Annotated in this window: 12 protein-coding genes; 2 read left to right on the forward strand and 10 right to left on the reverse strand. The window is 65.3% G+C overall.

Going from position 1 to position 12,641, the window contains the following annotated elements:
* Both AC1D00_RS08235 and AC1D00_RS08240 read right to left on the reverse strand, forming a co-directional pair.
* Positions 1–214: (2Fe-2S)-binding protein (locus AC1D00_RS08235; RefSeq protein WP_477010306.1), on the reverse strand; the 214-nt coding region annotated here is incomplete at its 3' end.
* Positions 211–1,038, reverse strand: coding sequence for an FAD binding domain-containing protein (locus AC1D00_RS08240; protein WP_477010307.1), 828 nt, complete (start codon positions 1,036–1,038; stop codon positions 211–213). The genes AC1D00_RS08235 and AC1D00_RS08240, both read right to left, overlap by 4 nt.
* 153 nt (positions 1,039–1,191) lie before the next feature.
* Here AC1D00_RS08240 and AC1D00_RS08245 point away from each other — a divergent pair, with 153 nt between their 5' ends.
* The gene (locus AC1D00_RS08245) at positions 1,192–2,541 is read left to right on the forward strand and encodes an 8-oxoguanine deaminase (protein WP_477010308.1); all 1,350 of its coding nucleotides are present in this window, start codon (positions 1,192–1,194) and stop codon (positions 2,539–2,541) included.
* A gap of 106 nt (positions 2,542–2,647) precedes the next feature.
* Here the strand turns inward: AC1D00_RS08245 and AC1D00_RS08250 are convergent, their stop codons facing one another.
* From AC1D00_RS08250 to AC1D00_RS08265, 4 genes are all read right to left on the reverse strand, one after another.
* Positions 2,648–3,724 (reverse strand): BMP family ABC transporter substrate-binding protein, encoded by a 1,077-nt coding sequence (locus AC1D00_RS08250; RefSeq protein WP_027545861.1) that lies wholly within the window; start codon positions 3,722–3,724, stop codon positions 2,648–2,650.
* 78 nt (positions 3,725–3,802) lie between these two features.
* Positions 3,803–4,720, reverse strand: coding sequence for an ABC transporter permease (locus AC1D00_RS08255; protein ID WP_477010309.1), 918 nt, complete (start codon positions 4,718–4,720; stop codon positions 3,803–3,805).
* The gene (locus AC1D00_RS08260; RefSeq protein ID WP_477010310.1) at positions 4,707–5,798 is read right to left on the reverse strand and encodes an ABC transporter permease; all 1,092 of its coding nucleotides are present in this window, start codon (positions 5,796–5,798) and stop codon (positions 4,707–4,709) included. The genes AC1D00_RS08255 and AC1D00_RS08260 overlap by 14 nt, the downstream gene beginning before the upstream one ends.
* Entirely contained in the window at positions 5,782–7,353 is a 1,572-nt protein-coding gene (locus tag AC1D00_RS08265) for an ABC transporter ATP-binding protein (protein WP_477010311.1), read from the reverse strand. The genes AC1D00_RS08260 and AC1D00_RS08265 overlap by 17 nt, the downstream gene beginning before the upstream one ends.
* Before the next feature lie 583 nt (positions 7,354–7,936).
* Here AC1D00_RS08265 and AC1D00_RS08270 point away from each other — a divergent pair.
* Positions 7,937–9,043 (forward strand): hypothetical protein, encoded by a 1,107-nt coding sequence (locus AC1D00_RS08270; protein ID WP_135176645.1) that lies wholly within the window; start codon positions 7,937–7,939, stop codon positions 9,041–9,043.
* 178 nt (positions 9,044–9,221) lie between these two features.
* Here the strand turns inward: AC1D00_RS08270 and AC1D00_RS08275 are convergent, their stop codons facing one another.
* From AC1D00_RS08275 to AC1D00_RS08290, 4 genes are all read right to left on the reverse strand, one after another.
* Positions 9,222–9,707, reverse strand: a complete 486-nt coding sequence (locus tag AC1D00_RS08275; protein ID WP_477010312.1) for a nucleoside deaminase — start codon at positions 9,705–9,707, stop codon at positions 9,222–9,224.
* Between the two features lie 70 nt (positions 9,708–9,777).
* Positions 9,778–11,310: an ABC transporter ATP-binding protein gene (locus AC1D00_RS08280; RefSeq protein ID WP_135176643.1), complete on the reverse strand. Its 1,533-nt coding sequence runs from the start codon at positions 11,308–11,310 to the stop codon at positions 9,778–9,780.
* On the reverse strand, positions 11,307–11,990 hold the full coding sequence (gene biuH, locus AC1D00_RS08285) for a biuret amidohydrolase (RefSeq protein ID WP_477010313.1): 684 nt from the start codon (positions 11,988–11,990) through the stop codon (positions 11,307–11,309). Before biuH ends, AC1D00_RS08280 begins: the two co-directional genes overlap by 4 nt.
* A gap of 11 nt (positions 11,991–12,001) precedes the next feature.
* Positions 12,002–12,641, reverse strand: a 640-nt coding sequence (locus tag AC1D00_RS08290) for an ABC transporter permease (protein ID WP_477010314.1), incomplete at its 5' end; no start/stop codon positions are given.

Raw genomic sequence — 12,641 nt, forward strand, 5'->3', positions numbered from 1 at the left:
CGATCGTGGTCACAGTGCGCCCCTCGGCGCGGAACGCCGGGATCAGGCAGCTGTGCACCGGCTCGCCGTCGAGCAACACGGTGCAGGCGCCGCAATCGCCGGCATCGCAGCCCTTCTTGACGCCGAAATGACCGAGCTCGCGCAGGAACGTGCGCAGGCACTGGCCGGCGCGTGGCTCCTGCGGAAACGTCTTGCCGTTGATCTCGAAGCTCATGAGGGCGTTGCCCCCAGGAGTTCGCCGCGAATCTCCTCGGCGAGCCGCACCGTCATGTGCTTGCGCCAGAGCGGCTTGCCGTGGATGTCGGTGTGGTAAAGATCATCCGTGATCTGCTGCACGATCGCGTCGCGAAGCGCGTTCGCGTCCGGCGGTTTGGGGAAGGCGAGCCGGATCGGCCGCACCGTCGATGCCGTGACGGTCAGCGCCAGCGTGCCATCGGGATCGAGGCTGCCGATCAGGAGCGCCGCCGAGCGGCCGACCGGGGCGAGCGAGATCTGACGAAACGCCGTGCGGCGCTTCAGCGCGGCAATCGGGATATCGATCTGCCGCAGCAGGTCGCCCGGCGTCAGGCGGTTGCGCTGGTTGCCGGTGACGAAGTCGATGACGGGAATCTTCTGTTCGCCGCCGCCGGCCTTCCAGATCGTGCAGACGCCGTCGAGCGCTGATGTGAGCGAGATCATCGGACCCGCCGGCAGCGACATGCAGAGATTGCCGCCGACGGTTGCGGTCTTCCAGATCTTGAACGAAGCAAGGAAGGCGCGGCAGCACTGGTTGATCAGCGGCGCCGCGAGCCAGTCGGGCGGACAGGCGAGCCCATCGATCTGCGCGACAGTGCAAGTTGCGGCTATGCCGAGATGGCTCTCGGTGATCGTCAGCGCCGGCCATTTCAGATCGGTGAGATCGATCAGCCGTGTCAGCTGCGCTTGCGGCTCCGAGAACAGCCAGGTGCCGCCTGCGAGCCAAGCATCACCTGGCGTCCAAACGGGCAGCTGCGCGCGCGTTTGCGGATGGGCTACGGCTGTGATGGTATTCAAGTCCATGGCTGCGCCAGCGCTTGCACCGAGTGATTTGTACCGAGGGAAAGTCTTGCAAGACCAGAGCCAAGTCGCAACAAGAAGTCGCAGCCGGAACGCGATCGGGCTGGCCTCCGGCTTGCCGGTCTGCCGTCAGCGGATGTGGGGAGAAGCAGGATCATGAGCGACGCAAAGCCGATCTGGATCAGGGATCCGCTGGCCATCCTCGCCGACGGCGCCGGGCGCGGGATCGTGGTGAAGGATGGCCGAATCGTCGAGCTCGTGCCGGCCGGCGGCGTGCCTGCGACCACGGATGTCGCGGTGTTCGACGCGGGCGAACACGTCGTGCTGCCGGGCCTCATCAACACCCATCATCATTTCTACCAGACGCTGACGCGGGCGCTGCCGGCGGCGATGGACCGCGAGCTGTTTCCCTGGCTCCAGGCGCTCTATCCGGTGTGGGCGAGGATGACGCCTGATGCGCTGGAGCTCGGCGTGACCGTGGCGATGTCCGAACTGCTGCTGTCGGGCTGCACCACCACGACCGATCATCACTACGTGTTTCCGGCGGGGCTCGAGGAGTCCGTCGATATCGAGGTCGGTGTCGCAAAACGGCTCGGCATGCGCGTGCTGTTGACGCGCGGCTCGATGAACCTGTCGCAGCGCGACGGTGGTCTGCCGCCCGACAGCGTCGTGCAGGACGAGGACACGATTCTCGCCGACAGCGCGCGCGTGGTCGCAAGGCATCACCAGCGCGGTGCGGATGCGATGGTGCAGATCGCACTCGCGCCTTGCTCGCCGTTCTCGGTCACGACCTCCCTGATGCGCGCGACCGCCGATCTCGCCCACAAGCTCGACGTGCGCCTGCACACCCATCTCGCCGAGACCGAGGACGAGAACAAGTTCTGCCAGCAGATGTATGGCTGCCGTCCGCTCGACTATCTGGAGCAATGCGGCTGGCTCAATGCGCGGACCTGGCTCGCCCACGGAATCTTCTTCAATCCGGACGAGATGAAGCGGCTCGGCAAGGCCGGGACGACCGTCAGCCATTGCGCCTGCAGCAATCAGCTTCTGGCATCCGGTTGCTGCCCGGTCTGCGAGATGGAGGAGGCCGGTGTCGGGATCGGCATCGGCGTGGACGGCTCGGCTYCGAACGACGGGTCGAACCTGATGCAGGAGGTGCGGGCCGCGTTCCTGCTGCAACGGGCGCGCTACGGGGTGACGAAGGTCAGCCACAAGGATGCGCTGCGCTGGGCCACCAAGGGCTCGGCGGCCTGTGTCGGCCGGCCGGAACTCGGTGAGATTGCCGTCGGCAAGGCGGCCGATCTCGCGCTGTTCAGGCTCGACGAGCTGCGCTTCTCCGGCCATGGCGATCCCCTGGCCGCATTGGTGCTGTGCGGGGCGCATCGGGCCGACCGGGTCATGGTGGCAGGACAATGGGCCGTCATCGACGGCGCGATTCCGGGACTGGATGTCGCCGATCTCATCCGCCGCCACGGTTCCGCGGCGCGGGCGATGCAGGCCGGATAGGGGCGGAATAGAAAGAGGGGGCAACCACAAGTGCCGGGTGCTCGTGGCTACCCCCTCCGAACCTCCTCCGGGAGGAGCAGGTGATCCAGGCAATGCAAGAAGCGTGCTACTTGCCCGGCAGCTTGTCGTCGATGCCCTTGACGTAGAAATTCATGCCAAGGATCTGGCCGTCAGCGAGATTGGCGCCGCCCTTGCACTCGACCTCCTTGCCGTCCTGCCCAACGATCGGGCATTTGAACGGATGCAGCTTGCCGGCGGTGATCGCGGCCTGGGCATCCTCGGCCATTTTCTTCACGTCGTCGGGCATGTTGGTGTAGGGCGCCATCGCGAACATGTGGCTGTCGAGGCCGCCCCAGGTGTCCTCGGACTTCCAGGTGCCGGCGAGCTCGGCCTTGACGCGCTCGATGTAGTAGGGGCCCCAGGTGTCGAGGATCGAGGTCAGCTGGGTCTTGGGCCCGAACTTGATCATCTCGGAATCCTGGCCGAAGGCGAGCTTGCCGCGTTCGCTGGCGATCTGCATCGCCGCCGGCGAGTCCGTGTGCTGCATGATGACGTCGGCGCCCTGGTCGATCAGCGCCTTGGCGGCGTCGGCTTCCTTGCCCGGATCGAACCAGGTGTTGGCCCAGATGATCTTGACCTTGATGTTCGGGTTGATCGTCTGCGCCGCGACGATCGTCGCGTTGATGCCGGAGACGACCTCGGGGATCGGGAACGAGCCGATATAGCCGAGCACGCCGGACTTCGACATCTTGGCCGCGATCAGGCCCTGGATGTAGCGGCCCTGATACCATTTGGCCGAATAGGTCGACATGTTCTTGTCGCGCTTGTAGCCGGTGGCGTGCTCGAAATGCACGTTCGGGTATTTCTTGGCGACCTTCAGCGTCGGATCCATGTATCCGAACGACGTCGTGAAGATCAGCTTGTTGCCGGCGCGAACGAGCTGCTCGATGGCGCGCTCGGCGTCGGGACCTTCAGGGACGTTCTCGAGCGTGGTGGTCTCGATCTTGTCGCCCAATTCCTTCACCAGCGCCAGACGTCCCTGTTCGTGCTGGTAGGTCCAGCCGAGGTCGCCCACCGGGCCGAGGTAGATGAAGCCGACCTTCAGCTTGTCGGCGGCGGAGGCGGCACTGACGCTTCCGGCAAGCAGAAGCCCGGCAGCCAGTGCAAGAAGTGATTTTCTCATCATCGATCTCCAGATAGTCGGGGAAAGCCACGATCCGCAGCGTGCGCGCCCCATCGCGCCCGCCGCGGAATTGAAAACTCAGCGGTCAGGCACGAACACGGTGCCGAGCGCAGCGGGTGCGGTCGAGCCGCCGGTGCGCGCCCGGGACAACAGGACCAGGACGATGACGGTTGCGAGGTAAGGCAGCGCCGACATGAACTGCGAGGGAATGCCGACGCCCCAGCCCTGCGCGTGCAGTTGCAGGATCGTCACCGCGCCGAACAGATAAGCGCCGACCACGAGCCGGCCCGGCCGCCAGGACGAGAACACCACTAGCGCCAGCGCGATCCAGCCGCGGCCCGCGGTCATACCGGGAATGAAGAACGGCGTGTAGGCGAGCGGCAGGTAAGCGCCGGCAAGCCCGGCGCAGGCGCCGCCGAACATCACGGCGAAAGTGCGGATGCGCAGCACGGGATAGCCGAGCGCGTGCGCGGAGACGTGATTGTCGCCGCAGGCGCGCAGGATCAAGCCCGCCCGCGTGCGGTACAGGAACCACCAGACGCCGATGATGAGCGCGATGGAGAAGTAAACGAAGGCGTCCTCGCCGAACAGCACGCGGCCGATCAGCGGGATGCCGGTGAGGCCGGGAATGGCAAGATGCACCGCCGGCGTGATGCGCTCGCCGACGAACCCGGCGCCGATCAGGCCGGAGAGCCCGATGCCGAGGATGGTCAGCGCCAGGCCCGTTGCGACCTGGTTGACCGCGAGGCCGAGCGCCATCAGGGCGAAGATCAGCGACATCAGCGCGCCCGCGACGATGCCGAACAGCGCACCGACGAAGATCGAGCCGGTCAGCCAGGCGCCGGCAAAGCCGCAGGCCGCGCCGACGATCATCATGCCTTCGACGCCGAGATTGAGCACGCCGGAGCGCTCGGTCACGAGCTCGCCGGTCGCCGCGATCAGAAGCGGCGTCGAGGCGGCGAGCACCGCAAGGATGATGGCTTCAACCAGTTCCACGGGCCACCTGTCGGTTCGGGAAGACCAGCTTGAAGCGGTAGAGAATGAGGGAGTCGCAGGCGAGCACGTAGAACAGCAGGATGCCCTGAAATACCTTGGTGACGTCCAACGGGATCTTCATCGCGATCTGCGCCTGCTCGCCGCCGATAAAGGTCAGTGCGAGAAAAAGGCCTGCAATTAATATTCCAAGGGGATTCAGCCGGCCGAGGAAAGCGACGATGATCGCGGTAAAACCGTAGCCTGGCGAGATGCCGGGCTGGAGATGTCCGACCGGGCCTGCGACCTCGATGATGCCGGCGAGGCCGGCCAGCGCGCCTGACACGGCGAAGGTCAGGATGATCAGCTGGTTGGCGTTGAAGCCGCCGAATCGCGCCGCGCGCGGCGCCGCGCCAACCACCCGGATTTCGAATCCCTTGATGGTTCGCCCGAGCAGGATCGCCGCCGCTGCAACGACGAGCAGGGCGATGATCGACCCGAGATGGAGCCGGCCGCCTTCGATCAGCAGCGGCACCGTCGCCACCGGATCGAATTCGGCGGTGGTCGGGAAATTGAAGCCGTGCGGATCGCGCCAGGGGCCGCGCACGAGGTAGTCGAGAAAGAGATCGGCGACATAGACCAGCATCAGGCTGGTCAGGATCTCGCTGGCGCCGAACTTCACCTTGCAGATGGCCGGGATCAGCGCATAGAGCGCGCCTGCCGCGGCTGCGAGCACGAGCATGGCCGRCAACACCCAGGCCCCGGCGTCGGTGCCTTGCGTCTTCACCGCAATCCAGCTTCCGGCGACCGCGCCGATCAGGAATTGCCCTTCGGCGCCGATGTTCCAGGCATTGGCGAGATAGCAGAGCGAAAGGCCGATCGCGATCATCACCAGCGGTGTCGCCTTCACCGCGATCTCCTGGAGCGAATAGCTGTCAGTGAGTGGCGCGATGAAATAGGCATGCAGCGCGAGCAGCGGATTCTTGCCGAGGATCGCGAACAGGATGGTCATGGTGACAATCGTCAGCCCGATCGCGATCAGCGGCGAGACCAGCGCGATCGTGTTGGAGCGCTCGGCGCGCTTCTCAAGCACCAACTGCATGCGCGGCCTCCTTCGGTTCCAGGCTGCTGCCGCCCATCAGAAGGCCGAGCTTTTCGCGGGTCGCCTCGCTTGTTGCAAGCGGCGCGGACAGGTGGCCGTGGAACATCACGGCGATGCGGTCGGCGATCTCTGCGAGCTCGTCGAGATCCTGGCTTGTCACCAGCACGGCAGCGCCGGCGGTTGCGAGATCGAGCAGCGCCTGGCGGATGACGGCGGCAGCGCCGGCATCGACGCCCCAGGTGGGCTGGCTCACCACCAGCACCGCCGGATTGCGCAGGATCTCGCGGCCGACGATGAACTTTTGCAGATTGCCGCCGGAAAGGCTCGCAGCCTCCGGATCGCGCTTGGCCTTGCGCACGTCGAACGTTTCGGTCGCGCGGTCGACGGTCTTCAGCGTGGCCGCGGTGTCGATGAAGCCGCGATGGACCATGCCGCTGGCGGCGTGCCCGGTCAGCAGCGCGTTCTCCGACAGCTTCATGCGCGGCGCGGTGCCGTGACCGAGCCGTTCCTCGGGAACGAAGGCGGCCCCCAGCTTGCGCCGCTGCGTGATCGACAGATGCCCGGCGGCGATGCCCTCGATCACCACCGTGCCGGGGTCCCTGGACAGCCGCTCGCCGGAAAGCGCGGCGAACAGCTCGTCCTGGCCGTTGCCGGCGACGCCGGCGATGCCGAGAATCTCGCCGCCCTTCAGCTCGAACGAGATGTGCTCAAGCCGAACGCCGTGCGCTTCGCTCGGTGCGAGCGTGAGGTCGTTGACGACGAGCCGCGGCACGGTGGTCTTGCGGCCGGCGGGCGCTTTGACTTCCTTGATCTCGCCGCCGACCATCATGCGCGCGAGCGAGGCGGCGGTCTCGAGCCGGGGATTGCAGGTATCCACTTTCTTGCCGCCGCGCAGGATCGTGGCGGTGTCGCAGAGCCGCTTCACCTCCYCCAACTTGTGGCTGATGTAGAGGATGGCACGGCCTTCGGCCTTGAGCCGCTCCAGCACTATGAAGAGCTGGTCGGCTTCCTGCGGCGTCAGCACGGCGGTAGGCTCGTCCAGGATCAGGAATTTCGGATCCTGCATCAGCGCGCGAACGATCTCGATACGCTGGCGCTCGCCAACCGACAATTGCCAGACCTCGCGTTTGGGATCGAGCGGCAGTCCATAGGTCTTCGACACCTGCTCCAGCCGCGCCGACATGTCCTTGAAGGACTCTTTGCCGTCGAGGCCGAGCGCGACGTTCTCGGCGACGGTGAGGTTGTCGAACAGCGAGAAATGCTGGAACACCATGCCGATGCCGCGGCTGCGAGCTTCCGACGGACCGGACAGTACGATCGGCTGGCCCTGCCAGCGAATCTCGCCGGCGCTGGGCTGGATCAGCCCGTAGATCGCCTTGACCAGCGTGGACTTGCCGGCGCCGTTCTCGCCCAGCAGCGCGTGGATTTCCTTCGGCCAGATATCGATGTCGATGGAATCATTGGCGAGAAAATCCCCATAGCGCTTGGTGAGCCCGAGCGTCTGAAGCAGCGGGGACTCGCCGGAATGCAGGCCGTTAGGCGTCGGATCTAACATTCGCTGATGCGCTTGCATGGGGTGAAGTGTCTCGATAGTGAGCTAGTTTGAACCGCCGCGTAAGGTGTGAAAAGCGTCATCCCTTGCTCAACGCTTCGGCAGGCGGTTGATATCGGCGAGTCGCCGCTCCGGCCGGGTGCGGATCGTGCTCCAGCGCCTCGGGACTGTCCTTGCGGGCGCGGCTTGCACGTGACGTCTGTTGCAAATTTGTGACGGTTCAAACCAAATCGGAACCGGCTGTGCAGGCTTGACCTGAAGTTGAGCAAAGTCGCGCCACCGCGCGTATGCATTTGCGGAGCGATGTGACGATGGCCGCCGACCATCGTGCCTTGCACGCTCGCTCCGACATGAAAGCCGAACAAAATCAAACGGGAATGTCCGGCAATAGCCCGCCTTGCCTTGTCGTAGGCCGGCGGAAGGGAGCGCGCGAGAATCCCTGGAATTCCGCAGTGAAATGCCGCCGCGTGCCGAAACAAGCGGCATGCCTTGAAAGAAGTTGAGGCTTCTCACCCCGGGAGATCGGCGCAAGTGTCGCACCCAAGGGACGTTCATTTTTACGTGTCCAAACTTGGGGGTATTCAGGATGTCGTTTCGCTTCAAGGCAATTGCAGCCGCCGCGCTGTCACTTGCTACGCTCGCTACCTCTGGCCTGGCCCAGGCGGCGGATCTGCCGGTCAAGGCTGCCAAGAAGGCGGCCGACCTCCCGTTCTTCCTGGTGATCGACAACCGCGTGTCCTTCTCCTGGATGCCCAAGGGTACCGACCCCGGCATGTGGAGCGTCCGTCCGGACGGCAGCATCAACGGCACCACCGCGAAGCAGGTCTACTCCTTCACCCACTTCGACCTCTGGGCCTACGGCACCAACTTCTTCACCATCTCGATGTTCAAGTCGGGTCATAACGACCCTGCCTCGCCTTGCGTTGCGCCGGGCGTGAACATCGCCGGCACCGCCAGCGATTGCGCGGGCGCCACCGAAATCTACGGCCTGTTCCGTTCGACCTTCGGCTGGAACGAGATCTTCAACACCAAGGCCTTCACCATGGGGCCGCTGCACAACATTTCGTTCGAAGTCGGCATGGATGCCAACACCGAGAACAACTTCCTCGCGCCCGCCAAGCGCGACGTCGTCGCCGGTCTCCAGTTCGCCTTCGACCTTCCCTACAAGGGCTACATCAACGTCGCTCCGTTGATGTACTGGGAGTTCTCGAACCACAACGCCTTCACCCAGTGCGGCCTGTTCGGCGCCGGCGTCCCCGGCGTGACCTGTAACTCCGACGGCAATGTCAGCTACAACCCGACCTGGGCCGTCGAAATCAACTACTACATGGACCTCGGTTTCCTGCCGCCGAACATGCAGTTCTGGTCGATCAGCGGTCGCGCCGGCTGGTACGGACCGAAGGGTGACTCGAACGGCCTTCCCGCGCTGTCGGGCACAGGCATCTTCAGCACCAAGTCCAAGACCGAGCTGAACAGCGAACCGATCCGCCTGACCTTCGATGCTTCGAAGGCGGTCTGGGGCGACAAGTACTCGCACTTCGTCGACCTGTGGGTTGCCTACCGCTACTGGCAGAACAAGTTCGGCCTCGACCACAACGCCATGGCTGGTGTCTGCACGATCGCGCCGACTGGCCAGAGCACAAAGAGCTGCACCGAGTCCACGGTCTACGGTGGCATCACGGTGAAGTTCTGATCGACTGAAGTCTCCAAGCTAGAACGATGGCGCCGCGCATGACCCGCGCGGCGCCAGTCGTTTTTGGAGTGCTGTGATGTAGGGTGGATTAGCCGAAGGCGTAATCCACCACGGTTCTTGTCTGCGGAAACAGAAGAGGTGGGTTACGCCTTCGGCTAACCCACCCTACGAAATCGAGCTACTTCGTCCACACGCCGTCGTGCAGCGCCTCGGCCTCGGCCTCCAGCAGCGGCCCGACGACCTCCGTCGGTCGCTGGCCGCTGGCAAAGACCGCGCGGCAGGGCAGGTCGAGGGTCGGGTTCTCCGGATGGTTGCCGGTAACGCCGCGCAGGCGGTGCTCGCTGAGGCCGTAGACGACGCGGCCGATGCCGGCCCAGTAGATCGCCCCGGCGCACATCGCGCACGGTTCTGCCGAGGAGTAGAGCGTGGCCTTTGCCAGCACGTCCCGGCCGAGCGAGCGGCAGGCCTGCGTGGCCGCAAGGCGCTCGGCATGCGCAGTGCCGTCGCTATCCGGCATGTAGCCGTTCTCGGTTTCGATCAGCACCTTGCCGTCCGCATCGACGACGATGCAGCCGAAGGGATGGTTGCCATGGGTGAGGGAACGGCGGGCGACCGCARAGGACAGGCGCAGAAAGTGCTCGTCGCGTTCGTCTGCGCCGTCCATCGGTCCTCCCAAAGCATGATCCGGAAAAGTGTGCAGCGGTTTTCCGAAAAGATCATGCTCAAACGATTGGTCAGTGTCCCGCCATGTGCCGGCCGACCACGGTGAGATCGGCCTCGCTGGTCCGTGCTTCATACACGAACGCGCCGTGGAACATTACCACGAGGCGATCGGACAATTCGAGCAGTTCATCGAGGTCTTCGCTGACCAGCAGCACCGCCGCGCCGCGGTTGCGCGCCGCCATGATCTCCGCGTGGATCTGCGCCACCGCCGCGAAGTCGAGACCGAAGCAGGGATTGGCGGCAATCAGCACCTCGACGTCGCCGCCGAGCTCGCGGGCGAGCACGGCGCGCTGGACGTTGCCGCCCGACAGCGCCGAGATCGGCGTATCGGGCGTGCGGGTCTTGATCTTGTACTGCCCGATCTTCTTCCTGGCGTCGTTGCGGAAGGCGCTGCGATTGAGCCACCAGCCGCCGCTGGCGAACGGCGCACGGTCGAACTCGCGGAAGGCGATGTTGTCGGCGACGCTCATGCCGCCGACACAGGCGTTCTTCAGCGGCTCTTCGGGCAGCAGCGACATCTTGTGGCGCCGCATCTCCTCGCGGCTGGCGTGATAGGGATCGCCGGCGACACGGATCTCGCCGCTCTCGGCCTCGCGCTGGCCGGCCAGCACCTCGACGAGCTGGCGCTGGCCGTTGCCGGAGACGCCGGCGATGCCGACGATCTCGCCGGCGCGCACGGTCAGGGAAACGTCGTGGACGGCAATGGCGCCGGCGTCGTCGAGCGCGCGAATTTTTTCCAGTTCCAGCCGCGCCTGGCCGGCTTCGCCGGTGCGTGGCGGCTGCACGGTCAGCTCCTCGGCACCGATCATGGTGCGGGCCATCGCGTCTGGCGTGAGCTCAGCGACCTTGCCGGCTCCCGCAAGCTTGCCGCGGCGCAGGATCGTGACCTCGTCGGCGAAGGCCATGACCTCGCGGAATTTGTGCGTGATCATCAGGATCGTCAGCTCGCCCCTGACGACCATGTCGCGGAGCATGCCGAGCACCTCGTCGGCCTCCGCCGGCGTCAGCACCGAGGTGGGCTCGTCCAGGATCAGGAAGCGGCGCTTCAGATAGAGCTGTTTCAGGATCTCGCATTTCTGCCGTTCGCCGGCCGAGATGTCGGAGACCTTTGCGGAGAGCGGGACCTTGAAGGGCATCCGCGCGAGGAAGGCCTCGAGCTCCTTCATCTCCTTCGACCAGTCCACCACGGCTGGCACATTGTCGCGGGCCAGCACGAGGTTTTCGGCGACCGTCATGGCCGGCACCAGCGTGAAGTGCTGGTAGACCATGCCGAGGCCGAGGGCGTGAGCGTCCTTCGGGTTGGCGATCGCCTGCTCGCGGCCGCCGACGATGATGTCGCCCTCGGTTGCGTGGTAATAGCCCATGATGCATTTGACGAGCGTCGACTTGCCGGCGCCGTTCTCGCCGAGCAGCGCATGGAATGACCCCGGCCGCACCTTCAGCTCGACATTGTCGAGCGCCAGGAAATCGCCGAAGCGCATGGTCATGGCGATGGCGTCGACGCCGAACGCACCTGAGGGCGGAGGCGTTTCGCCGATGATCACGAAATCGCTCCGACGAAGGCGTCGGAGGTGGAGACCGCACCGAACACGCCGCCCTGCATCTTGATCATCTTGAGCGCATGATCGTGATTGCTCTTGTCGGTGGCGCCGCAGCAATCGTGCAGCAGCACGCATTCGAAGCCGCGGTCGTTGGCCTCGCGCATGGTGGTGTGGACGCAGACGTCGGTGGTGATGCCCGTCAGAACGATGTTCTCGATCCCGCGCACGCGCAGGATCAGCTCCAGGTCGGTGGCGCAGAACGAGCCCTTGCCGGGTTTGTCGATAACAGGCTCGCCCGGCAGGGGGCTAAGCTCCTCGATGATGTCCCAGCCGGGCTCGCCGCGCACGAGGATGCGGCCGCAGGGGCCGGGATCGCCGATGCCGGCGCCGATCTGGCGCGAGCGCCAGCGCTTGTTGGCGGGAAGGTCGGAGAGATCGGGACGATGGCCCTCGCGGGTATGGATGATGTGAAAGCCCTGAGCGCGCATGACGCTGAGCAGCTTCTTGATGGGCTCGATCGGTGCCCGCGTCAGCGAGAGGTCATAGCCCATCTTGTCGACGTAGCCGCCGACGCCGCAGAAATCGGTCTGCATGTCGATGATGATCAGCGCCGTGTTCTCGGGGCGGAGGTCACCGTTATAGGGCCAGGCGTAGGGCTCGGACTTGATGTAGCGCTCGGGCATGACTTCGCTCTCTAGCGGGTGATCGACAATTCGGCCGGGGCTCCGGTCAGTGTGCGTTTCGGCGAGCAGGTGATGATCATGATCGCCAGCGTCAGGATGTAGGGCGCGGCGTTGAAGAGGTGATAGCCGGAGGTGACGCCAACCGATTGCAGCGCCGGTCCCAGCGCGGCGGCGCCGCCGAAGGCGAGCGAGGCCCACAGGCACAGCAAGGGATCCCAGCGCGCGAAGATGACGAGCGCGACGGCCGTGATGCCCTGTCCGGAGGACAGGCCCTCGTTCCAGCTGCCGGGATAGAACAGCGACAGGAACGAGCCGCCGATGCCGGCGAGAAAGCCGCCGACCATGGTGGCACGCAGGCGGATCAGCAGCACCGAGTGGCCCATGGCGCGTGCGGCGTCAGAGCTTTCGCCGGCTGTGCGAATGAGAAGGCCCCAGCGTGTGGTGCGGAAGGCCCAATAGAGGATCGGGGCAAGCGCGACGCCGATCAGGAACAGGACGTTGACGCGTAGCGCCGCGCGGACCTGCGGGATGTCGCTCCACCAGCCGAAATCGATTGCGGGTAGTCGCGGTGCGGTGGGCTCGATCAGCGGCTTGCCGAGATAGAAGGCAAGCCCGGTTCCGAACAGCATCAAGGCGATGCCGACCGCGACG

This window comes from Bradyrhizobium sp. P2_E8 (assembly GCF_056403875.1).

Coding starts and splice junctions, on each gene's coding strand:
- AC1D00_RS08240 (WP_477010307.1), bottom strand. CDS start 1,038: ATGGACTTGAATACCATCACAGCCGTAGCCCATCCGCAAACGCGCGCG.
- AC1D00_RS08250 (WP_027545861.1), bottom strand. CDS start 3,724: ATGAGAAAATCACTTCTTGCACTGGCTGCCGGGCTTCTGCTTGCCGGA.
- AC1D00_RS08270 (WP_135176645.1), top strand. CDS start 7,937: ATGTCGTTTCGCTTCAAGGCAATTGCAGCCGCCGCGCTGTCACTTGCT.
- biuH (WP_477010313.1), bottom strand. CDS start 11,990: ATGCCCGAGCGCTACATCAAGTCCGAGCCCTACGCCTGGCCCTATAAC.